This is a genomic window from Stenotrophomonas sp. STEN054 (assembly GCF_056854535.1).
Genome location: NZ_JBXFWG010000017.1, coordinates 15,937 through 36,064, shown reverse-complemented (window position 1 = coordinate 36,064; position 20,128 = coordinate 15,937). Strand labels below are relative to the sequence as shown.

Below are 20,128 nucleotides of genomic sequence, written 5' to 3'. Positions count from 1 at the left end.
GCTCCAGTCTGCGCCGCCGGATATGGCTTTGGTAAGCGGCGTATGATTCGCATATTCCTAACCATGAGTTAGCAATGGATACCTTGCGCTGCATGCAGGCTTTCGCGTCCGTGGCCGAGCACGGCAGCTTCGCGGCGGCCGCCGTGCAGCTGCAGGTGTCGGCGGTGATGGTCGGCAAATACATCCAGCAGCTGGAAGCGCACCTGGGCACCGCGCTGCTGCAGCGGAACACACGCCACCAGCGGTTGACCGAAGCGGGCGCGGCTTACCTGGCCGGCTGCCGGCAGGTGCTGGAGCAGGTGCAGCAGGCCGAGGCCGATGTCGCCGGACTGCAGCGGCAGCCGCAGGGCCTGCTGCGTATCAGTGCGCCCACCACCTGGGGCAGCTGCGTGCTGGCACCGCTGCTGTCGGGGCTGCTGCGCGCGCAGCCGCTGTTGAACATCGAACTGGATCTCAGCAACCGCCGGGTCGACCTGATCGAGGACGGTTTCGATGCGGCGATCCGGGTCGGGCCGCTGCCCTCGGAGGAACTGGTGGCACGCCCGCTGCCGCCGTATGCGATGAGCCTGTGCGCATCGCCGGCCTACCTGCGCCGGCGCGGCACGCCACGGACACCGACCGACCTGGCCGGACATGACTGCCTGAGCCATCTGGCGTGGCGCGGTGGCCATGGCTGGCAGCTGGCCAATGGCGAGCAGGTCGATTGGGACGCACGGTTGACCAGCAACGATGGCTACGCGCTGCGCGAAGCGGCGGTGGCCGGCGCCGGGCTCATCCTGCAGCCGACGGCGCTGCTGGCGGCGGATATCGCGGCCGGGCGCCTGAAGCCGCTGCTGCGCGGGTACGTGCCGGAGCCGCGGCCGATGCACCTGATCTACCTGCCGGACCGGAGGCCGCGCCCGCGGCTGCAGTGCTTCGTGGAGTATGTGCTGCAGCACGTGGGGTAGATCGATGCCATGCGTCGATGCCGAGGCCGTACGTCGATGCCGGCGTGTCGGTGCACCGGGAAGGCTCCATCCACGCATGGCGTGGATCTACTGGTGGTCGGGTCAATCATTGGCCGCCGACAACTCCCGCCCACGCTGCTGCGCCGCCTGCAGCGCCTTGGCCACCAGAGCTTCGAAACCATCGGCCTGGAAGCTTTCGATCGCCGCCTGGGTGGTGCCGTTGGGCGAGGTCACCCGGCGCCGCAGTTCGGCCGGGCTCTCACCGGCTTCGTCCAGCATCCGCGATGCGCCCAGCAGGGTCTGCACCACCAGCGCGCGCGCGGCCTCGGCCGGCAGGCCCTGGGCAATGCCGGCCGCCTCCATCGCTTCGGCCAGCAGGAACACGTAGGCCGGGCCGCTGCCGGACACGGCGGTGACCGAATCCATCAACGCTTCGTCATCAATCCACACCGTGCGCCCGGCGCTGGCCAGCACGCGATCAGCCTGCGCCTGTTGCTGCGCATCCACCGCCGCCGTGGCATACAGGCCGGTCACGCCGGCGCCAAGCAGGGCAGGGGTGTTGGGCATCGCACGCACCACCGGCAGCGCACCGCCCAGCCAGCGCTGCAGCTGCGCGCTGGTGATGCCCGCGGCGATCGAGACCACCAGCGGCGCCTGCGCCTGGGCCAGTGCCTGCAGCGACTGGCAGACCTCGCGCAGCACCTGCGGCTTCACCGCCAGCAGCCAGGTCTGGCCTTGGGCGGCGGCTTCGGCGGCGTTGTCATGGGTCTGCACGCCGAAATCGGCGGCCAGCGACTCTCGCAGGGCGGCCACCGGCTCGGCCACGTGGATCTGCGTCGCCGGCACGCCCTGGCGAACCAGGCCGGCAATCAGGCTGCGGGCCATGTTGCCGCCGCCGACGAAGGTGATCGATTCAACTGTCATGCGGAATTCCTTGGTTCAGGCCGGGCGCGGGCGCGCACCGAACAGGGCGGTGCCGATGCGCACCAGGGTGGCACCTTCGGCGATGGCCTCGGCGTAGTCGCTGCTCATGCCCATCGACAGGGTGTCCGCCTGCGGATGGCGCGCGGCCAGCGAGTCAAAGAGTGTGCGCATGCGCACGAAGGCGTCGCGACGGCGCTCGGCCTCCGGCCAGGGCGCGGGAATGGCCATCAGCCCGCGCAGGCACAGCGTGGGCTCGGCGCCGATGGCCTCGGCCAGCGCGTCCACGTCCCGCGGCGCACAGCCGTGCTTGCTGGATTCATCGTCGATGTTGACCTGGATGAGCACGTTCAGCGGCGCGCGCCCGGCCGGACGATGGCGGGCCAGGGCCGCCACCAGTTTGCGCCGGTCCACGCTCTGCACCCAGTCGAAGTGGCTGGCCACGGCCTCGGCCTTGTTCGACTGCAGGTGGCCGATCAGGTGCCATTCCAGCCCCAGCGCCTGCAGCGCCTGCATCTTGGCCAGGGCTTCCTGCACGTAGTTCTCGCCGAAGGCGCGCTGGCCCTGCGCGGCCAGGGCGGCCACGGCCTCGGCCGGCTGGGTCTTGGAAACCGCCAGCAGGCGCGGCGGTGGCCGCCCGGCGGCCTCGGCGGCGTTGTGCAGGTTGCTCAGGATCTCGGGCAGGGCAGTGGCCACGTAACGCGTTCCAGTGTGACAGGAGGCTATACTGCCGCCAGGGGAAAGATCCTTCCAGTCGAAGCCGTTATTGGGGAGTAGCCGCTCATGGATATCGCCGAGCTGTTGGCGTTTTCCGTAAAGAACAAAGCGTCCGACCTGCACCTGTCTGCAGGCCTGCCGCCGATGATCCGCGTGGATGGCGATGTTCGCCGGATCAACATCCCGGCCCTGGACCACAAGCAGGTCCATGCGCTGGTGTACGACATCATGTCCGACAAGCAGCGGCGCGATTACGAGGAATTCCTCGAAGTCGATTTCTCCTTCGAGATTCCGTCGCTGGCGCGCTTCCGTGTCAACGCCTTCAACCAGAACCGCGGCGCCGGTGCGGTGTTCCGTACCATTCCGTCCGAGGTGCTGACCCTGGAGGACCTGGCCTGCCCGCCGCTGTTCCGCGAGGTGATCCAGCAGCCGCAGGGTCTGATCCTGGTGACCGGCCCGACCGGTTCGGGCAAGTCGACCACGCTGGCGGCGATGATCGACTACATCAACAAGAACGAATACGGCCACATCCTCACCGTCGAGGATCCGATCGAATTCGTGCACACCTCGCAGAAGTGCCTGATCAACCAGCGCGAAGTGCACCGCGATACGCACGGCTTCAACGAAGCACTGCGGTCGGCGCTGCGTGAGGATCCGGACATCATCCTGGTGGGCGAACTCCGCGACCTGGAAACCATCCGCCTGGCGCTGACCGCCGCGGAAACCGGCCATCTGGTGTTCGGCACCCTGCACACCAGCTCGGCGGCCAAGACCATCGACCGCATCATCGACGTGTTCCCGGCCGGCGAAAAGCCGATGGTGCGCTCGATGCTGTCCGAATCGCTGCGCGCGGTCATTTCGCAGGCGCTGCTGAAGAAGGTCGGCGGCGGCCGTACCGCCGCGTGGGAAATCATGGTCGGCACCCCGGCCATCCGCAACCTGATCCGCGAAGACAAGGTCGCGCAGATGTACTCGGCCATCCAGACCGGCCAGCAGTACGGAATGATGACCCTGGACCAGCACCTGCAGGACCTGGTCAAGCGCAGCCTGATCACCCGCAACCAGGCCCGCGAGTACGCCAAGGACAAGCGTCTGTTCGAGTAAGGCGAGGCAACGGTGGGGCGGTGCGCATGCATGCCGCCGTCCCGCGATGTCCTGTCCACCGACCGATCTCTGGCAAACGCCCATTGGGAGCCCGCCATGAACAGCACCGCCAGTACCGCCAGCACCATCGATTTCACCTCGTTCCTCAAGCTGATGGCGCACCAGCGCGCCTCGGATCTGTTCATCACCGCAGGCATGCCGCCGGCGATCAAGGTCAACGGCAAGATCTCGCCGATCACGCAGACGCCGCTGACCCCGCAGCAGAGCCGCGACCTGGTCCTCAACGTGATGACCCCGGCACAGCGCGAGGAATTCGAAAAGACCCACGAGTGCAACTTCGCCATCGGCCTGTCCGGTGTCGGCCGCTTCCGCGTGAGCTGCTTCTACCAGCGCAACCAGGTGGGCATGGTGCTGCGTCGTATTGAAACGCGCATCCCGACCGTGGAAGAACTGAGCCTGCCGCCGATCATCAAGACGCTGGCGATGACCAAGCGCGGCATCATCCTCTTCGTCGGCGCCACCGGTACCGGCAAGTCGACCTCGCTGGCGGCGATGATCGGTTACCGCAACCAGAACTCGACTGGCCACATCATCACCATCGAAGACCCGATCGAGTTCGTGCACAAGCACGAGGGCTGCATCATCACCCAGCGCGAAGTCGGCATCGATACCGACAGCTGGGAAGCGGCCCTGAAGAACACCCTGCGCCAGGCGCCGGACGTGATCATGATCGGCGAGGTGCGTACCCGCGAGGGCATGGACCACGCCATTGCCTTCGCCGAAACCGGTCACCTGGTGCTGTGCACCCTGCATGCCAACAACGCCAACCAGGCGATGGACCGCATCATCAACTTCTTCCCGGAAGACCGCCGCAACCAGCTGCTGATGGATCTGTCGCTGAACCTCAAGGGCGTGGTCGCGCAGCAGCTGGTTCCTTCGCCCGATGGCCGTTCGCGCAAGGTCGCGATGGAGATCCTGCTGGGCACGCCGCTGGTGCAGGACTATATCCGCGACGGCGAGATCCACAAGCTCAAGGAGCTGATGAAGGAATCGGTGCAGCTGGGCATGAAGACCTTCGACCAGAGCCTGTTCGAGCTGTACCAGGCGGGCGAGATCAGCTACGAGGACGCGCTGCGTTACGCTGATTCGCAGAACGAAGTGCGCCTGCGCATCAAGCTCAGCCAGGGCGGCGATGCGCGCACCCTGTCGCAGGGTCTGGATGGCGTGGAGATTTCAGAGGTTCGTTGACCTGCAGCCGCATGGGCCCCCGGCCAGGGGGCCTGTTGCTGGGGACTGTTACAGGGGATTGCATATGGACATGCCGTTGGCCCGCAACGTGGTGCTGATTGATTTCGAGAACGTGCAGCCACCGTCCCTGAAGGAACTGGCGGCACCGGGGTTCAAGGTGCTGGTGTTTGTTGGTGCGTCGCAGACGCGCATCAGCATGGATGTGGCCGAGGCCATGCAGGCGTTGGGCAGCCAAGGGGCGTTACATACGTTGCCATGGCAGCGGCCCCAACGCGCTGGATTTCCATATCGCGTTCCATATCGGTGATATGGCGGCCGCCGATCCTGAGGCGTTCTTCCACATCACTTCCAAGGACACCGGCTTCGATCCGCTGGTGGTGCATCTGAAGTCGCGTGGCCTGCGGGCCGGTCGATGCGCGTCGGTGGCCGATCTGCCCATGTTTCGCCAGGCGCGGCAGAGTGCTGGGGTACCTGCGTTGCCCGCAGCGAAAACGGTGCTACCGGATGCACGGTTGATGCACCTGCGCGATTGGCTGGTGCGGCAGGACAAAGCCCGGCCTGCCTCCAGGGTGGCACTGCAGAACTCCATCGCCAACCTCTTCCAGAAGACCTTGGCTGCCACTGAAGTCACCGCGCTGGTGCTGCAATTGCAACAGAAAAAGTGGATAGTGCTGGAGGGCGATGCGGTCCGTTACCAGTTGGCGGCCATGCGCGCCTGAGTGGCACTGGCGCCGCTCCCGCGCCTCTGCGATAGTCGCGCCGTCACCGCGTTCGCGGGACAGGGGGAGCCGGCATCCTGCCGGCGCGACAACGCAGGGTTCGTAAATGGAATTGCACGATCCGTATCGCGCGCCGGCGGCAGCGCCTGCGCGTCCGCCGGTGTTGCCGACGGCACCGGTCAGCTTTACTGCATCCACCGCGGCGGTGTACTACTCGCCGTCCACCCTGAAGATCGCCGCGCTGTCGCTGGCGTCGATGGGGCTGTATCCGATGTACTGGTTCTGGCAGAACTGGCGCGCGATCAAGCGCGAGACCGGAGGGACGCAGTGGCCGTGGGCGCGCGCGCTGTTCTCGCCGCTCTGGTCGTTCCTCTGCTTCAGTGACCTGCGCGACGTGGCGCAGTCGCGGCGTCGGCAGCTGGCCTTTGCGCCGGCAGTGCTGGGCGTGCTGTTCTTCGTGCTCAACCTCGCCGGTCGCCTGCCCAACGGCGCCGCCCTGATCGCGATCTTCGGCTTCGTGCCGCTGTTGCCGGTCAACAGCCTGCTGCGGCAGTACCACCTTGATGGGAAAGTGGACATGCAGCGCATGGATCGCTTTGGTGTCTGGCACATCCTGCTGACCCTGGCCGGTGGTGCGGTGCTGCTGCTGGCCGTGCTGGGCTACGCGATGGGTGACGTGGATTGATGAAATGCAGTCATGACCGACTGCCATCCAGGTCGTTCAATCCCGCGGGGGCAGGGGCGTATCGTTGTCGTTCCCCCACTGGAGCATGACGATGCAGACACGTGAACTCGGCCGCAGTGGCCTGAAGGTTTCCGCCCTTGGCCTGGGCTGCATGGGCCTGAGCCACAGCTATGGCCCGCCGGTCGAGCACGGCCAGGGCATCGCCCTGCTGCATGCCGCCGTCGAACGCGGCGTGACCTTCTTCGATACCGCCGAGGTCTACGGCCCGTACACCAATGAAGCACTGGTGGGCGAGGCACTGGCGGCGTACCGCGACAAGCTGGTGATCGCCACCAAGTTCGGCTTCAAGGACGCCCGCACCGATACCGGCCTGGACAGCCGCCCGGAAAACATCCGCGCGGTGGCCGAGGCCAGCCTCAGGCGCCTGCGCACCGACCACATCGATCTGTTCTACCAGCACCGCGTGGACCCGAACGTGCCGATCGAGGACGTGGCCGGCACCGTGCGCGACCTGATCGCCGAAGGCAAGGTCGGCCACTTCGGCCTGTCCGAGGCCAGCGCTGCGACGGTGCGTCGCGCGCATGCGGTGCAGCCGGTGGCCGCAGTGCAGAGCGAGTACTCGCTGTGGTGGCGCGAGCCGGAGCGCGAACTGCTGCCGACCCTGCAGGAACTGGGCATCGGCTTCGTGCCGTTCAGTCCGCTCGGCCGTGGCTTCCTGACCGGCACCATCACCGCTGATACGACCTTCAGCGACAACGATTTCCGTAACAGCGTGCCGCGTTTCGAGGTGGAGGCCCGCCGCGCCAATCAGGCGCTGGTGGATCGCATCGGCACGATTGCCGCGGCCCGTGGCGCGACCCCGGCGCAGGTGGCCCTGGCCTGGCTGCTGGCGCAGGCACCGTGGATCGTGCCGATTCCGGGCACCACCAAGGTCCATCGCCTGGAAGAAAACCTGGCCGCGATCGAGCTGGTGCTGTCCACGGACGAGCTGCAGCGCATCGCCCAGGTGCTGGAAGAAGTGTCGATCGTCGGCGAGCGCTACAACGCGCAGCGCGCGGCGCAGGCCAAGGGCTGATCTGATCTTTGGTGGGTGCGGGCCGGTGGTGGTGGGTGCGGACCGTTGGTCCGCACTCCTTTTGTTCATCCCATCGGCCCGCGCAGCGCATCCAGCACCGTACGCATCGCCACGCTGACATGGCGGCGTGACGGGTAATAGGCGTAGTAGCCGTCGAAGGTCGGGCACCAGTCATCCAGCACCGACTGCAGGCGGTGCTGTTCCAGCAGCGCGAGCACCTGGTCCTCGGGCAGCCAGGCCAGGCCGCTGCCGGCCAGTGCGGCCTCGCGGGTCATGCCCATGGTGTTGAAGGTCCACTGGCCGCTGACGCGCACGCTTAGTTCATGGCCATCCTGACCGAAGTCCCACGGCATCAGCCCGCCGTGGGTGGGCAGGCGCAGAGTGATGCAGTTGTGCGCGGCCAGCTCCTGTGGATGCTGCGGCACGGTGTGCTGGCGGAAGTAGCTGGGTGCACCGACCACGCGCATGCGCAGCGGCGGGCTGATCGGCACCGCCACCATGTCGCGGGCGAGGCGTTCGCCGAGGCGGATGCCGATGTCATAGCGTTCGGCGACGATGTCGGCCAGCGCGTAGTCGGCGGTCAGTTCAACGTTCAGATCGGGGTACTGCCGCAGCAGCGGCGCCAGCCGTGGCCAGGCCAGGTATTCGGCGGCGTGGCCGGTGGCGTTGATGCGGATGGTGCCGGCGGGGCGTTCGCGATATTCGGCCAGCGCGGCCAGTTCGTTCTCGATTTCAGCCAGGCGCGGGGCGAGGGTATCGAGCAGGCGGGCGCCGGCTTCGGTGGTGGACACGCTGCGTGTAGTACGGGTGAGCAGGCGCACGCCGAGGCGTTCTTCCAGGCCGCGCATGGCGTGGCTGAGGGCGGACTGGGAGACGCCGAGCTGGGCGGCGGCCTTGGTGAAGCTGCCCTGGCGGGCAACGTGGACGAAGGCCTGCAGGTCGTTGAGGTTTTCGCGGGGCATGAGGGGATGATACGGCCGGGCTGCGCCCGGCACCTGCCGAAGCAACGTCAACGTCAACGTCAAATGCGTGCATTCCGTGGGATGGCGGGGTGGGCCCGGTTGAGGGGGACGCTGCAAGTACGTCCCTGTAAGCTCGGTCGCCGCATCCATGCGGCTCACGCCCCCTCAACCGGACCCACCCGCCTTCGACAGTTTCCCGCGAGCTGTCAGAACGGCAACCTGCTGTGGTGGGTGCCGACCGTTGGTCGGCACTGGGTCGGACGTGTGGGATGTCGATTTATGCGTCTGCGGTTCGTCGAATGGATGACTTTCAACGGGAGCTGCACATGAGCACTGACACCAAGCCGAAAGGCCCGGCTTCGTATTTCCCCTCCGTCGAGAAGACCTACGGCCAGCCGGTGGCGCACTGGCTGGGCCTGCTGGCGAAGAAGCCGGGCCTGAAACACATGGAACTGGTCAGCTACCTGAAGGCCGAGCACGGCCTGGGCCACGGCCACGCCAACGCCCTGGTCGCCCACCACCTAAACGCCCAGCGATGACCCACAGCTTCAACGAGCGCAGCCATCGGCTTCTGCTTTTGCTCTTCTTTTCCTCTTACGTGGCTGGACGCACCCGGAAAGTGTCCGGGGCAGGGCGGGTGGGTTGTGCAGGGGCGTGAGCCGCATGGATGCGGCGACCGAGCTTACATCAGTCTCTTATACACATCTCCGAGCCCACGAGACTAGCGCTCATCTCGTATGCCGTCTTGTGCTTGAAAAAAAAAAGGGGGGGGGGGGGGGGGGGGGGGGGGGGGGGGGGGGGGTTTTTGCTGGGGCGTGAGCCGCATGGATGCGGCGACCGAGCTTACATGGACGTACTTGCAGCGTCCCCTGCACAACCCACCCGCCCTGCCAAGCGCGGCTTCGCAGTCGAGCGAGCTCGACTCTACCGACCATACGCCCGGCCACGAGGGGCTGCGCCGTTCGCTGACTGAACGATTTCATCTGCAACTGTCACCCGGATCGTGTCTAATACCGCTCCCCACCTGCGGTCCCCACCCGAATGTCCCTCCAATCCCATGGCCCGGCGCCGTGCGACGACGCTGACGGCCACCTCGTGACCGCCGGTCCGCTGACCCCGCCCCCGGACAGTGCCGGCACCCCCGCCGACCAAAAAGCGCTGCGCCACTCGGTCGCCGAGGACGTGCAGGGCATGGTCCTGGCCACGCTGGTGGCCTCGCTGGGCCTGGCCATCTTCGCCAAGGGCGGGCTGATGATCGGTGGCATGGCCGGCGCGGCCTTCCTGCTGCACTACGCCATGGGCTGGAACTTCGGCCTGGTGTTCGTGCTGGTCAACCTGCCGTTCTACTGGGTGGCCGTGCGCCGCATGGGCTGGGAGTTCACCCTCAAGACCTTCGCGGCGGTCACCGCCTGCGGCGTGCTCACCGACATCCTGCCGCGCTGGGCCGACTTCTCGCACATCGCGCCGCTGTACTCGGCGCTGGTCGGCGGCGCGCTGGCCGGCCTGGGCATCCTGTTCTTCATCCGCCACCGCGCCAGCCTCGGTGGCATCGGCATCCTGGCGGTGTACCTGCAGCGCACCCGCGGTTGGAGCGCCGGCAAGGTGCAGATGTCCTTCGATGCCTGCCTGATGGTGGCCGCGTTCTTCGTACTGTCGCCGTCGAAGGTGATGTACTCGGCCATCGGCGCGGTAGTGCTCAGCCTGGTGCTGATGTTCAACCACCGCCCTGGGCGTTACATGGGTGTGTAACCGCACACACCGCGTTGGCCGGGCATGGCCCGGCGCTACCGGACCCACCGCGGATGTGCGTCAGCGGCCCGTCGCCTGCACCCACGGCGGGGCCAGCTTCAACAGCTGCGCATGCACCGGGCAATCCTCGGCGTGCGCGCCGGGCAGGTAGCCCAGGCTCATCAGGAACTCGCCGGTGATCTCGCCGCCGGTGAAGCGGAATGTCTTCTTGAACAGCTTCACCCAGTCGGCCTTGCTGCGCGGGTGGTGCGCGTCCAGCCACGCGGCGAAGCTGCCATGGCTGGCCCGCAGCTGCTGGATCACCTGTGCGTTGTGGATCGCGGCCAGCACCTTCAGCCGGTTGCGGATGATGCCGGTGTCGGACAGCAGGCGCTCGATGTCCTGTTCGGCATAGGCCGCCACGCGGTCCACGTCGAAGCCATCGTAGGCCGCGCGGAAGCCCTCGCGCTTCCTCAGGATGGTTTCCCAGCTCAGCCCGGCCTGGTTGATTTCCAGCACCAGCCGCTCGAACAGCTCGCGCTCGTCGCGCTGCGGGAAGCCGTATTCATTGGCGTGGTAGAACTCATGCACCGGGTGGCCCGGGGCGATGCGGCAGTATCCTGACAAGGTGTTCTCCTGGCGGGCGGGCATCCCATTATGCGCGGCGTGCAGGCACCGGAGGCGCCCACCGGCTAGAATGGCGCCATGTCTGGAACGCCTACCTCCCTTGCCGATCACCTGCTCGTCGCGCTGCCGTCGCTGATCGACGCGACCTTTGCCCGCAGCGTCGCGCTGATCTGCCAGCACGACGAGAACGGGGCCATGGGCGTGCTGGTCAACCAGCCTTCCGAATACACGCTGGGCGAGGTGCTTTCGCAGATGGACATCACCACCGGTGATGGTGAACTGCAGGCGCGCGTGGTCCTCAACGGCGGTCCGGTGCATCCCGAGCGCGGTTTCGTCATCCACGACGATGCGCGCGACTGGGATTCCAGCCTGCGCGTGAGCGACGGGCTGTACCTGACCACCTCGCGCGACATCCTCGAGGCAATGGCCCGCGGTGAAGGCCCGGCCAATGCCGTGGTCACCCTGGGCTGTGCCGGCTGGGGGGCAGGGCAGCTGGAAAGCGAACTGGCCGAGAACAGCTGGCTGACCGTGCAGGCCGATGCCGAGCTGGTGTTCCAGCTGCCGCTGGAGCAGCGCTGGCAGGGCGCGGCGTCGCGCATCGGCGTGGACCTGTTCCGGCTGACCGATTACAGCGGCCATGTCTGAGCCGTCCGCGCCCACCCCAGTCCCTGCCGCCCCGGCGATCCGCCGCGATGGCACTGTGCTGGGATTCGACGTGGGCTCGCGCCGTATCGGCGTGGCCATCGGCAGTGCCTTCGCTGCGCATGCGCGCGCGGTGGCCGTGGTCGATGTGCACGGCAACGGTCCGGACTGGACCGCGATCGAGCGCCTGTTGAAGGAATGGAAGCCCGACGGTCTGGTAGTGGGCGATCCGCTCACCCTGGATGGCCAGGACCAGCCCAACCGCAAGCGCGCGCAGGGCTTCGCCCGCCAGCTGCGGGAACGCTTCAAGCTGCCGGTGGCGATGATCGACGAGCGTTCCAGCTCGGTCGAGGCTGCCCGCCGCTTCGCCGTCGAGCGCGCCGAAGGGCGCAAGCGCCGCCGTGATGCGGCCGCTCTCGACGCCGTGGCCGCGGCGGTGATCATCGACCGCTGGCTGTCGTCCCCCGACGACGCCACCCCCATTCCCTGACTGCCGACTCCCGCCATGACTGCCCAGCAACTCGATGCTTCCGGACGCCTGCGCCACCTGCTGACCCTGGAGGGCCTGCCGCGCGAAACCCTGCTGCAGCTGCTCGACCGGGCAGGGCAGATCCGCGATGCCGCCGTCGGCCGCGTCGGCAACAAGCGCCAGGTGCTGGCCGGCTCGGCGGTGTGCACGCTGTTCTTCGAACCCTCCACCCGCACCCGCAGCTCGTTCCAGCTGGCGGCCCAGCGCCTGGGTGCGGACGTGCTGAACTTCGATGCCTCCACCTCGTCGACGCGCAAGGGCGAAACCGCCTGCGACACGCTGAAGAACCTGGAAGCGATGGGCGTGCGCGGCTTCGTGGTGCGCCACCCCGATGACGGCGCGGTTGCCGCACTGGCCGCTGCAGCCGGCGAGGGCACCGCCCTGGTCAATGCCGGTGACGGCCGCAGCTCGCACCCGACCCAGGGCCTGCTGGACATGCTGACCCTGCGCCAGGCCAAGGGCCCGGACTTCTCCAAGCTGAAGGTCGTGATCGTCGGCGACGTGAAGCACTCGCGCGTGGCCCGAACCGACCTGCATGCACTGCGCACGCTGGGCGTGGGCGAGATCCGCGTGTGCGGTCCGCAGTCGCTGCTGCCCGACGACGAGACCCTGAAGGGCTGCGTGGTCGGCGATGATTTCGACGCGATGCTGGAAGGCGTTGACGCGCTGATGATGCTGCGCCTGCAGCGCGAGCGCATGGAAGAGGGCCTGGTGCCGTCGCTGGAGCAGTACCACGCGCAGTACGGCCTGAATGCCGAACGCTTGGCGCGGGCCGGCAAAGATGCAGCCGTGCTGCACCCGGGCCCGATCAACCGCGGCGTGGAAGTGACCGACGACGTGGCCGACGGCCCGCAGTCGTGGGTGCTGCGCCAGGTCGCCAACGGCGTGGCCGTGCGCATGGCCGTGCTGGAAACCCTGCTGGGCTGATCGCCCGCGCTCGGTGCTGTCAGGGCGGGTGCCAACCGTTGGTTGGCACTGAACTGCCTGGATATGTGCCTTGGTGGGTGCCGACCGTTGGTCGGCACTGCCCCTACCTGCCTTGAAGTGGTTACCCGATAGCAAAGGACAGTTGGTGGGCACAGGCTTGTGTCCATGAACCGCGCACGCCTGAGACTAGGCCGCCATTCCCATATCGGCCACGCCTACGTCCTGACCACGGTCACCCACGGGCGTCGACGCTACTTCGATGATCCCACTGCCGCGCAGGTGGTGATGGATGTTCTCCATCGGATAGACACGGAAGGCCTGACGCAGGCGCTTGCCTACGTGATCATGCCCGACCACATCCATTGGCTCGTAGAGCTCCGCGCATTCTCGCTGGACTACATCATGCAGCGCTTCAAATCGAGCAGTGCATTGCAGGTCAACCGAATGCTCGGCCAGTCAGGAAGATTCTGGCAATCGGGCTATCACGATCACGCAATCCGGTCTGATGAGTCGCTGTTTCGTCATGCGATGTATGTGTTGGGCAATCCGATCAGGGCGGGATTGACCACCCAGCTTGGCGAGTATCCCCATGCGTGGTGTCGATGGGAATTGGCCGGAGATTCCCAGGTACTGAAGCACCCGGGAACGGCGAGGTAGTGCCGACCAACGGTCGGCACCTACCGAAGCAGGGCAGTGCCGACCAACGGTCGGCACCTACCGAAGCAGGGCAGTGCCGACCAACGGTCGGCACCCACCAACAGCAGACCAGAGTCTGGCCGTCAGCGCTTCTGCGCGAACAGCCATGCCCACATCGCCGGGTCGGCGTAGGTCGCGTCCCAGGCGTTGTGGTTGCCGTCGGGGTATTCGGTATAGCGCACGTCGCCCGCGCCGGCTGCCTGGAAAGCCGCATGCAGGCGGCGGTCATCGGCCGGGGGCACCACGTCGTCCTGTGCGCCGTGGAAGATCCAGATCGGCGTCTGCCGCAGGCGCTGCGCGATCGCCGCGTAGGGATCAGCTTCGTGCGCCACCGGTTCGACGAACAGGGTCGGGCGCACCGCGCGCGGGGCCAGCACCGCGCCGCATACCGGCACGATCGCCGCAAAGCGCTGCGGTTCGTCCAGGGCGATGTTCCAGCTGCCGTAGCCGCCCATCGACATGCCGGTCAGATACTGCCTGGCGGGGTCGGCACCGAACTCGGCAATCGTGGCATCCAGCGCGGCTACGGCCACACGGTTGTTGTGTCCGCTCCATTCCTCGTCGCCGGGCACCTGTGGGAACACTGCCAGCGCCGGGAAGTCGGTCGCATGTTCGCGCAGGTACGGGCCCAGTCCGGCATGGGTCTGCTTGACGCCATCGCGACCGCGCTCACCCGAGCCGTGCAGGAACAGCACCACCGGCAGCGAGCCGGGCGTGCGTGCTGCCACCGCCGGAATGAAGACCTGGTAGTAGGCGGTCTGCCCGTCCACCTTCACCGCACGTGATTCGAAATGGCCACGCGCGCTGTCGGGCGTGCTGGCGCAGGCGGCCAGCATCAGCAGGGACAGCAGCGGCAGCCAGCGCAGCAACGGACGGACCATGACGTTTCCTCAAGGGTTGGAAGCGTTTTCATGGTAGTGCGTCGGCGCGCGCCGGGCATCGTGCAGCGCGTCACTGCGGGCGCGGGAAACTGGCGATGATGTCCAGCTGCTCCTGCGCCTCGGCATTGCCCTCGGCAGCGGCGGCCTGCACCTGCGCCATGTCCGGGTGCATCACCACCAGCAGCGGGTTCTCGCACACCGGGCAGTCGTACTCGGTGGCGTCCTCGTCCAGCTCCATCACCATCGCCCGCGCGTTGCCTTTCCACTCGCAGGCGGCACAGGTGTGCATCTGCTCGCGCCAGCCGGGCTGGAAGTAGTTTTCAATCGTGGTGGCCATGGGAGCGTCCGGAGTTGATGCAGTCGGGGGGGGAGCCCGCTTCGCGGGATCCGACCCCATGCAGGATCAGTGCAGCAGGATGAGGGTGGCCAGGCCGAGGAAGCTGAAGAAGCCCATCACGTCGGTCACCGCGGTCACCACCACGGTGCCGGCCACGGCCGGGTCGACGTTCATGCGCTTGAGCAGCAGCGGCAGCAGCACGCCGGCCAGCGCCGCGGCCAGGAAGTTGATGATCAGCGCCAGGGTGATCACCAGCGACAGCAGCATGCTGTGGAACCACACGAACGCGATGAGGCCGACCAGCAGGCCGATCAGCGTGCCGTTGATCAGCGCCACGCGCGCTTCCTTCCACAGCAGGATGCGCGCATTGCTCTGGCCCACCTGGCCCAGCGCGATGCCGCGCACCATCAGGGTCAGCACCTGCACCGCCGCGTTGCCGCCGACGCCGGCGACGATCGGCATCAGCACTGCCAGCGCCACCACCTTCTGCAGGGTCAGTTCGAACTGGCCGATCACGCTGGCGGCAAGGAAGGCCGTGCACAGGTTGATGCCCAGCCAGACCACGCGGCCGCGCACGGCACGCTTGATCGGCGAGAACAGATCCTCCTCCTCGTCCAGGCCGGCCGCGCCCAGTGCCTGGTGCTCGGCCTGCGAACGGATGATGTCCACCACGTCATCGATGGTGATGCGGCCAAGCAGGATGTTGTTGTCATCCACCACCGGTGCGGACACCCAGTCATGATCGGAGAACTGCCGGGCGACTTCCTGGTCGCTTTCGCCGACGTCGATGGCCGGCTGTTCGTCGTCGATCAGGCGGTTGATCGGCGTGGTGTCTTCGTGGGTCACCAGCGCGGCCAGCGATACGCGGCCCAGGTACTGGTGGCGGCGGCTGACCACGAACAGGTGATCGGTGTGGTCGGGCAGTTCGCCACGCAGGCGCAGGTAGCGCAGCACCACGTCGACGTTGACGTCGGCGCGCACGGTCACCACGTCCGGGTTCATCAGTCGGCCGGCGCTGTCCTCGGGATACGACAGCACCTGTTCCAGGCGCTCGCGGTTCTCGCGGTCCATCGACTTGAGGACCTCGTCGATGACCGTATCGGGCAGGTCCTCGACCAGGTCGGCCAGGTCATCGATGTCCAGGTCTTCGACCGCGGCGATGATTTCGTCGGGGTCCATGTCCGCGAGCAGGCTCTCGCGCACTTCCTCGCCGACGTGGACCAGCACCTCGCCATCGTCCTCGGGATCGACCAGCCCCCACACCACTTCGCGCTTGCCCGGGGGCAGCGATTCGAGCAGGTTGCCGATCTCGGCCGGCGCCAGCGTGTTGACGAGCCGACGCACCGGCCCCAGCCGGCCGCTGTCCAGTGCATCGGACAGCATCCGCAGTTGGCGTGCAGTCTTGTCGTGGCGTACAGCTTCAGCCATCACAGCTCCCGCGGGATGAGAAAAGCCGCGATCCCGGCAAGGATGCGGCAAGAGGGGTGTTCAGCGCGTCATTATCGCAAGCCGATGTTTCAACGCATAGCCGCCGGGCATGACCCGGCGCTACCGGGTGACGCGTTGTGGTGGTAGCGCCGGGCCATGCCCGGCGAGCGCGTAGCGCAGCAGTCAGAGTGACGCGTTGTGGTGGTAGCGCCGGGCCATGCCCGGCGAGCGCGTAGCGCGGCAGTCAGACCGCGTCGGCCACCAGCGCCAGCCAGCGTTCGATGCCGCGGCGGTCGCGCGCGGCCAGCAGTTTGGGCGCGCGCGCGCGCAGGGTGGTCAGGTCGGCCTCGCGGATCGCGCGGCGCACTTCCAGCAGGGTACCCGGGTGCAGGCTGAACTCGCTCAATCCCAGTGCCAGCAGCAGCGGGGTCATGCGCGCATCGCCGGCCATCTCGCCACACACGGCCACCGGGATGCGATGGCGTGCGCCGGTGTCGATGACCATCTGCAGCAGGCGCAGCACCGCCGGGTGCAGCGGCGAATACAGCTCGCCCAGCGCCTCGTTGTTGCGGTCGGCGGCCAGCAGGTACTGCACCAGGTCGTTGGTGCCGATCGACAGGAAGTCGACCAGATCGATGAAACTTTCCAGCGCCAGCGCGGCGGCGGGCACTTCGATCATCGCGCCCAGCGGCACGTGCTCGGCCACCACGTGGCCTTCGCCGCGCAGCTGTTCGGTCAGCTTGAGCATGCGGCGACGTACCGCCAGCAGTTCCTCGCGGGTGCTGACCATGGGGATCAGTACGCGCAGCTTGCCGTAGGCTGAGGCGCGCAGGATCGCGCGCAGCTGGGTGTCGGAGACCGTCGGCCGCGCCAGCGACAGGCGCACGCCACGCAGGCCCAGTGCCGGGTTTTCCTCGTTGCTCAGGGTCAGCCCGGTGCGGTCAGCCTTGTCTGCGCCCAGGTCAAGGGTGCGGATGGTGACCGGTCGTCCGCTCATGCCCAGGGCGGCATCGCGGTAGGTCTGGAACTGTTCTTCTTCGTCCGGCAGCTCGTTGCGCTGCAGGAACAGGAATTCGGTGCGGTACAGGCCCAGCCCCTGCGCGCCCAGCGCATGCGCCTGGGTCACGTCCTCCAGCGACTCGGCATTGGCCAGCAGGGCGATGTCGACCTGGTCGCGGGTACGGCTGGGTTTGCTGCGCAGGCGGCCAAGCTCGCGCTGCTCGCGCGCGTGCTCCTTCAGGCGCACGCGGTAATCGCGCAGGTTGTCGGCTTGCGGGTTGACCGTGATGCTGCCGTCGGCGCCATCGATGATGAGCACGTCGCCGTCAGCGATGCGGCTGAGCACCTGCTGCACGTTGACGATGAGCGGCAGGTGCAGGCTGCGGGCAAGGATCGCGCTGTGCGACAGCGCGCTGCCGGCGGCGGTGACGATGCCGACCACGCCCTGCGCCTGCAGCTGGGCCAGCTCGGAGGGGGCGATGTTGTCGCAGACCAGGATCTCGCCGGCCAGGCCCTTCACCACCGGCGGGCGGTCGGGCTGCAGGAAGGCGTGGATGCGGCCGATCACATGGTCCAGGTCGTCCATGCGGCTCTTCAGATAGGCATCGTCCATGCCATCGAAGACCTTGGCCAGGCGGTCGCGCTGCAGGCGCAGCGCGTAGCCGGCACTGTAGGGGCCGCTGCGGATCAGTTCGTCCAGGCCATGCAACAGTTCGGGATCGTCCAGCAGCAGCGCGTGCAGGTCGAGGAATTCGCCGACATCGTGGCTCAGTGCACCGTGCAGGCGCTGGCGCAGGTCATGCATTTCCGCGCGTGCGGCATCCAGTGCGCGGTGCAGGCGGGCCAGCTCGGCTTCCACCTGGTGTGGCGCGACGCGTTGTTCGGCCACTTCAAGTGCGTGCGGCAGGCGCACCCGCGCACGTCCCATCGCCGAACCGCGTGCGGCGCCGTGGCCGGCCAGCAGCTGTACCGGCCGTTGGCCGGTGGCAGGTTGGCCGGCGCGTGCGCGTGGCACGCTCAGCTGTCCTCGTCGAAGCGGCGCTCGAACAGGTCGACCACGGCGTCCATCGCCGCGGCTTCATCCTCGCCGTTGATGCGGATGGTGACCGGGGTGCCCTGGGCGGCGGCCAGCAGCATCACGCCCATGATGCTCTTGGCGTTGATCTCACGGCCCTTGGCGGCCATGGTCACGTTGCAGCGGAATGGGGCCAGCGTCTGCACCAGCTTGGCGGTGGCCCGGGCATGCAGGCCCAGGCGGTTGCTCACGGTGAGTTCTCGTTCAAGCATCGTCGACTATCGCTCCATTACGGGTGCCCGCCGCGGCTGTGGCGGGCAGTTGATCCAGTCCCTGTTCCGGATAATTCATCACCCGCAGCAACATCGGCAGACTCAGCGCCGACACCCGGCGAACCGGGGTCCCCAACCGGGCCAGCTGCCCGGCAAGGTTGGCGGGGCTGGCGCCGTACAGGTCGGTCAGGATCAGCACGCCTTCGCCACCATCGACCCGGCGCAGAGCAGCCGAGGCGAGCGGGAGAAGGGCATCCAGGTCTGCGTCGAACGGTACTTCGAAAGCTTCGGTTTTCAGCGGCAATTGCCGCAGGAGCCGGGTCGCCACGTCAAGCAGGGCGGTCCCGACCCCAGGATGTGTTACGAGGAGAATGCCACAGGTCATTACTGCACGTTAACAGGTCGAGGTGAATTGGCGATAGCAGCAGGAGAGGGGCACTGTGTCCCGTATTCAGCGATGCGGGGGTCGGATCCCTTTTCCACGGGGAAAGGGCTCTGACCCCACCCTTTTCCGACCCCATCCACGCATGGTCTGGATCTACTGTGTCGACCAAGGTCGACACCTACCAGGCGCCGGGAAAGTGTCGGAGGCGGGGCGGGTCAGCAGGCGGGGGCGTGAGCCGCATGGATGCGGCGACCGAGCTTACAGGGACGTACTTGCAGCGTCCCCCGATTGCTGACCCGCCCCGCCATCCCACTGAATGCAGCGTTTGACGTGGACGTTGACGTTGACGTCGCCTCGGCGGGTGCCGGGCGCAGCCCGGCTGCTCTCAATCCTGTTCGCGGTGGTACGTGGCCACGTCATCCCAGCCCATCTCGCGGGCGTGCCGTGCCATGCGCTCGGCCAGGTACACCGAGCGATGCTTGCCGCCGGTGCAGCCGAAGGCCACGGTCACGTAGCTGCGCGTGCCATCGCCCAGCTTGGGCAGCCAGGTGTCGAGGAAATCCATCAGCTGGGTCAGGTAGCGCTGTACGTCCGGCTGCGCTTCCAGGTAGTCACGCACGCCGGGCTCGCGGCCGCTGAGTGCACGCAGGTCCGGGTCCCAGTGCGGGTTGGGCAGCACGCGTGCATCGAACACGAAGTCGGCCTCGGCCGGCACGCCGCGCTTGTAAGCGAACGATTCGAACAGCAGCGACAGGCGCGTGGCGTGGCCCATCGCGAACTCGGTGATGATGCGCCGGCGTAGCTGGTGCACGTTCAATGCACTGGTGTCGATCACCACGTCGGCCTCGCGGCGCAGCGGTGCGATCAGCTCGCGCTCGCGGGCGATGGCTTCGGGCAGTGACAGGCCGAGCTGGCTCAACGGGTGCCGGCGACGGGTGTCGGCATAGCGCTTGAGCATCGTCTCGTCGCTGGCCTCGAAGTACAGCACCTTCGTTTCCACGCCGGCATCGGTGGCCAGCTTGCGCCAGTTGACCAGCTGGCTCAGGTCGGCTTGGCCGCGGACGTCGATGCCCACCGCCAGCCGGCGCGGCGCGCCGCCGTCATGGTTCTGCAGCACGCTGCGGACGAAATCCGGCAGCAGCTGGATCGGCAGGTTGTCCGAACAGTAGTAGTCCTGGTCCTCGAAGGTCTTCAGGGCGACGGATTTACCCGAGCCGGACAGGCCGCTGACGATGATCAGGGTCGGGGCGGTGGGGGTGGGGGTGCTCATGGACAGGCTCTTGG

At 67.3% G+C, this 20,128-nt stretch carries 24 protein-coding genes; 13 read left to right on the top strand and 11 right to left on the bottom strand.

What is annotated here, in order from left to right:
- Positions 1-74: 74 nt before the first annotated feature.
- Entirely contained in the window at positions 75-947 is an 873-nt protein-coding gene (locus AC1VXD_RS09085; protein WP_482991780.1) for a LysR family transcriptional regulator, read from the top strand.
- A 102-nt stretch (positions 948-1,049) separates the two neighbouring features.
- On the opposite strand, the gene proC is transcribed toward AC1VXD_RS09085, so the two are convergent.
- Both proC and AC1VXD_RS09075 read right to left on the bottom strand, forming a co-directional pair.
- Positions 1,050-1,871, bottom strand: a complete 822-nt coding sequence (gene proC, locus AC1VXD_RS09080) for a pyrroline-5-carboxylate reductase (protein WP_482991779.1) — start codon at positions 1,869-1,871, stop codon at positions 1,050-1,052.
- A 15-nt stretch (positions 1,872-1,886) separates the two neighbouring features.
- On the bottom strand, positions 1,887-2,564 hold the full coding sequence (locus AC1VXD_RS09075) for a YggS family pyridoxal phosphate-dependent enzyme (protein ID WP_482991778.1): 678 nt from the start codon (positions 2,562-2,564) through the stop codon (positions 1,887-1,889).
- An 87-nt stretch (positions 2,565-2,651) separates the two neighbouring features.
- Between AC1VXD_RS09075 and AC1VXD_RS09070 the strand changes: the two genes are divergently transcribed.
- The 6 genes from AC1VXD_RS09070 (at position 2,652) to AC1VXD_RS09045 (ending at position 7,416) form a co-directional block, all read left to right on the top strand.
- A complete protein-coding gene (locus AC1VXD_RS09070; protein WP_004147099.1) occupies positions 2,652-3,689 on the top strand; it encodes a type IV pilus twitching motility protein PilT in 1,038 nt (345 codons plus the stop codon).
- Positions 3,690-3,785: 96 nt separating this feature from the next.
- Complete coding sequence (locus AC1VXD_RS09065; RefSeq protein ID WP_324809331.1) at positions 3,786-4,937, top strand: PilT/PilU family type 4a pilus ATPase; 1,152 nt, start codon at positions 3,786-3,788, stop codon at positions 4,935-4,937.
- Positions 4,938-5,001: 64 nt separating this feature from the next.
- Positions 5,002-5,244, top strand: coding sequence for a hypothetical protein (locus AC1VXD_RS09060; RefSeq protein ID WP_482991815.1), 243 nt, complete (start codon positions 5,002-5,004; stop codon positions 5,242-5,244).
- Positions 5,138-5,656, top strand: a complete 519-nt coding sequence (locus AC1VXD_RS09055) for a PIN domain-containing protein (protein ID WP_482991813.1) — start codon at positions 5,138-5,140, stop codon at positions 5,654-5,656. The genes AC1VXD_RS09060 and AC1VXD_RS09055 overlap by 107 nt, the downstream gene beginning before the upstream one ends.
- A gap of 106 nt (positions 5,657-5,762) precedes the next feature.
- Entirely contained in the window at positions 5,763-6,341 is a 579-nt protein-coding gene (locus AC1VXD_RS09050; RefSeq protein WP_482991777.1) for a hypothetical protein, read from the top strand.
- Positions 6,342-6,432: 91 nt separating this feature from the next.
- Positions 6,433-7,416, top strand: coding sequence for an aldo/keto reductase (locus AC1VXD_RS09045; RefSeq protein WP_482991776.1), 984 nt, complete (start codon positions 6,433-6,435; stop codon positions 7,414-7,416).
- Positions 7,417-7,481: 65 nt separating this feature from the next.
- Here AC1VXD_RS09045 and AC1VXD_RS09040 read toward each other — a convergent pair whose 3' ends face one another.
- Positions 7,482-8,378 (bottom strand): LysR family transcriptional regulator, encoded by an 897-nt coding sequence (locus AC1VXD_RS09040; RefSeq protein ID WP_482991775.1) that lies wholly within the window; start codon positions 8,376-8,378, stop codon positions 7,482-7,484.
- A 326-nt stretch (positions 8,379-8,704) separates the two neighbouring features.
- Between AC1VXD_RS09040 and AC1VXD_RS09035 the strand changes: the two genes are divergently transcribed.
- Both AC1VXD_RS09035 and AC1VXD_RS09030 read left to right on the top strand, forming a co-directional pair.
- Complete coding sequence (locus tag AC1VXD_RS09035; protein WP_482991774.1) at positions 8,705-8,917, top strand: DUF4287 domain-containing protein; 213 nt, start codon at positions 8,705-8,707, stop codon at positions 8,915-8,917.
- Positions 8,918-9,419: 502 nt separating this feature from the next.
- Positions 9,420-10,127 carry a YitT family protein gene (locus AC1VXD_RS09030; RefSeq protein WP_482991773.1) on the top strand — a complete coding sequence of 236 codons (708 nt, stop codon included), beginning with the start codon at positions 9,420-9,422 and terminating at the stop codon, positions 10,125-10,127.
- A gap of 60 nt (positions 10,128-10,187) precedes the next feature.
- On the opposite strand, the gene AC1VXD_RS09025 is transcribed toward AC1VXD_RS09030, so the two are convergent.
- Positions 10,188-10,733 (bottom strand): DNA-3-methyladenine glycosylase I, encoded by a 546-nt coding sequence (locus tag AC1VXD_RS09025; protein ID WP_482991772.1) that lies wholly within the window; start codon positions 10,731-10,733, stop codon positions 10,188-10,190.
- A 78-nt stretch (positions 10,734-10,811) separates the two neighbouring features.
- Between AC1VXD_RS09025 and AC1VXD_RS09020 the strand changes: the two genes are divergently transcribed.
- The 4 genes from AC1VXD_RS09020 to AC1VXD_RS09005 all read left to right on the top strand — a co-directional run bounded on the left by AC1VXD_RS09020 (position 10,812) and on the right by AC1VXD_RS09005 (position 13,488).
- Positions 10,812-11,378, top strand: coding sequence for a YqgE/AlgH family protein (locus tag AC1VXD_RS09020; RefSeq protein ID WP_482991771.1), 567 nt, complete (start codon positions 10,812-10,814; stop codon positions 11,376-11,378).
- Positions 11,371-11,865, top strand: coding sequence for a Holliday junction resolvase RuvX (gene ruvX / locus AC1VXD_RS09015; protein ID WP_482991770.1), 495 nt, complete (start codon positions 11,371-11,373; stop codon positions 11,863-11,865). The genes AC1VXD_RS09020 and ruvX overlap by 8 nt, the downstream gene beginning before the upstream one ends.
- Positions 11,866-11,880: 15 nt before the next feature.
- On the top strand, positions 11,881-12,831 hold the full coding sequence (locus AC1VXD_RS09010; protein ID WP_200733420.1) for an aspartate carbamoyltransferase catalytic subunit: 951 nt from the start codon (positions 11,881-11,883) through the stop codon (positions 12,829-12,831).
- Positions 12,832-12,996: 165 nt separating this feature from the next.
- The gene (locus AC1VXD_RS09005) at positions 12,997-13,488 is read left to right on the top strand and encodes an REP-associated tyrosine transposase (protein ID WP_482991769.1); all 492 of its coding nucleotides are present in this window, start codon (positions 12,997-12,999) and stop codon (positions 13,486-13,488) included.
- Between the two features lie 122 nt (positions 13,489-13,610).
- Here AC1VXD_RS09005 and AC1VXD_RS09000 read toward each other — a convergent pair whose 3' ends face one another.
- From AC1VXD_RS09000 to rapZ, 7 genes are all read right to left on the bottom strand, one after another.
- Positions 13,611-14,408 (bottom strand): carboxylesterase family protein, encoded by a 798-nt coding sequence (locus AC1VXD_RS09000; RefSeq protein WP_482991768.1) that lies wholly within the window; start codon positions 14,406-14,408, stop codon positions 13,611-13,613.
- A gap of 70 nt (positions 14,409-14,478) precedes the next feature.
- Positions 14,479-14,745 (bottom strand): hypothetical protein, encoded by a 267-nt coding sequence (locus tag AC1VXD_RS08995; protein ID WP_116862973.1) that lies wholly within the window; start codon positions 14,743-14,745, stop codon positions 14,479-14,481.
- Positions 14,746-14,811: 66 nt separating this feature from the next.
- Positions 14,812-16,173, bottom strand: a complete 1,362-nt coding sequence (mgtE, locus tag AC1VXD_RS08990; RefSeq protein WP_116862974.1) for a magnesium transporter — start codon at positions 16,171-16,173, stop codon at positions 14,812-14,814.
- 244 nt (positions 16,174-16,417) lie between these two features.
- Positions 16,418-18,187, bottom strand: a complete 1,770-nt coding sequence (gene ptsP / locus AC1VXD_RS08985; protein ID WP_482991767.1) for a phosphoenolpyruvate--protein phosphotransferase — start codon at positions 18,185-18,187, stop codon at positions 16,418-16,420.
- A gap of 2 nt (positions 18,188-18,189) precedes the next feature.
- Positions 18,190-18,459, bottom strand: a complete 270-nt coding sequence (locus tag AC1VXD_RS08980) for an HPr family phosphocarrier protein (protein ID WP_079220894.1) — start codon at positions 18,457-18,459, stop codon at positions 18,190-18,192.
- Positions 18,452-18,844 carry a PTS sugar transporter subunit IIA gene (locus AC1VXD_RS08975; RefSeq protein WP_010483657.1) on the bottom strand — a complete coding sequence of 131 codons (393 nt, stop codon included), beginning with the start codon at positions 18,842-18,844 and terminating at the stop codon, positions 18,452-18,454. The genes AC1VXD_RS08980 and AC1VXD_RS08975 overlap by 8 nt, the downstream gene beginning before the upstream one ends.
- A 385-nt stretch (positions 18,845-19,229) precedes the next feature.
- Positions 19,230-20,114 carry an RNase adapter RapZ gene (rapZ, locus tag AC1VXD_RS08970; RefSeq protein WP_482991766.1) on the bottom strand — a complete coding sequence of 295 codons (885 nt, stop codon included), beginning with the start codon at positions 20,112-20,114 and terminating at the stop codon, positions 19,230-19,232.
- Between the last annotated feature and the right edge of the window lie 14 nt (positions 20,115-20,128).

Excerpts from the sequence above, each read along its gene's own strand:
- AC1VXD_RS09010 (WP_200733420.1), top strand. The coding sequence starts at position 11,881 with ATGACTGCCCAGCAACTCGATGCTTCCGGACGCCTGCGCCACCTGCTG.
- proC (WP_482991779.1), bottom strand. The coding sequence starts at position 1,871 with ATGACAGTTGAATCGATCACCTTCGTCGGCGGCGGCAACATGGCCCGC.
- ruvX (WP_482991770.1), top strand. The coding sequence starts at position 11,371 with ATGTCTGAGCCGTCCGCGCCCACCCCAGTCCCTGCCGCCCCGGCGATC.
- AC1VXD_RS09050 (WP_482991777.1), top strand. The coding sequence starts at position 5,763 with ATGGAATTGCACGATCCGTATCGCGCGCCGGCGGCAGCGCCTGCGCGT.
- AC1VXD_RS09035 (WP_482991774.1), top strand. The coding sequence starts at position 8,705 with ATGAGCACTGACACCAAGCCGAAAGGCCCGGCTTCGTATTTCCCCTCC.
- AC1VXD_RS09065 (WP_324809331.1), top strand. The coding sequence starts at position 3,786 with ATGAACAGCACCGCCAGTACCGCCAGCACCATCGATTTCACCTCGTTC.
- AC1VXD_RS08995 (WP_116862973.1), bottom strand. The coding sequence starts at position 14,745 with ATGGCCACCACGATTGAAAACTACTTCCAGCCCGGCTGGCGCGAGCAG.
- AC1VXD_RS09070 (WP_004147099.1), top strand. The coding sequence starts at position 2,652 with ATGGATATCGCCGAGCTGTTGGCGTTTTCCGTAAAGAACAAAGCGTCC.
- AC1VXD_RS09045 (WP_482991776.1), top strand. The coding sequence starts at position 6,433 with ATGCAGACACGTGAACTCGGCCGCAGTGGCCTGAAGGTTTCCGCCCTT.
- AC1VXD_RS09040 (WP_482991775.1), bottom strand. The coding sequence starts at position 8,378 with ATGCCCCGCGAAAACCTCAACGACCTGCAGGCCTTCGTCCACGTTGCC.
- mgtE (WP_116862974.1), bottom strand. The coding sequence starts at position 16,173 with ATGGCTGAAGCTGTACGCCACGACAAGACTGCACGCCAACTGCGGATG.
- AC1VXD_RS09060 (WP_482991815.1), top strand. The coding sequence starts at position 5,002 with ATGGACATGCCGTTGGCCCGCAACGTGGTGCTGATTGATTTCGAGAAC.
- AC1VXD_RS09005 (WP_482991769.1), top strand. The coding sequence starts at position 12,997 with ATGAACCGCGCACGCCTGAGACTAGGCCGCCATTCCCATATCGGCCAC.
- AC1VXD_RS09085 (WP_482991780.1), top strand. The coding sequence starts at position 75 with ATGGATACCTTGCGCTGCATGCAGGCTTTCGCGTCCGTGGCCGAGCAC.
- AC1VXD_RS08975 (WP_010483657.1), bottom strand. The coding sequence starts at position 18,844 with ATGACCTGTGGCATTCTCCTCGTAACACATCCTGGGGTCGGGACCGCC.
- AC1VXD_RS09000 (WP_482991768.1), bottom strand. The coding sequence starts at position 14,408 with ATGGTCCGTCCGTTGCTGCGCTGGCTGCCGCTGCTGTCCCTGCTGATG.
- AC1VXD_RS09055 (WP_482991813.1), top strand. The coding sequence starts at position 5,138 with ATGTGGCCGAGGCCATGCAGGCGTTGGGCAGCCAAGGGGCGTTACATA.
- AC1VXD_RS09020 (WP_482991771.1), top strand. The coding sequence starts at position 10,812 with ATGTCTGGAACGCCTACCTCCCTTGCCGATCACCTGCTCGTCGCGCTG.
- AC1VXD_RS08980 (WP_079220894.1), bottom strand. The coding sequence starts at position 18,459 with ATGCTTGAACGAGAACTCACCGTGAGCAACCGCCTGGGCCTGCATGCC.
- rapZ (WP_482991766.1), bottom strand. The coding sequence starts at position 20,114 with ATGAGCACCCCCACCCCCACCGCCCCGACCCTGATCATCGTCAGCGGC.
- AC1VXD_RS09030 (WP_482991773.1), top strand. The coding sequence starts at position 9,420 with ATGTCCCTCCAATCCCATGGCCCGGCGCCGTGCGACGACGCTGACGGC.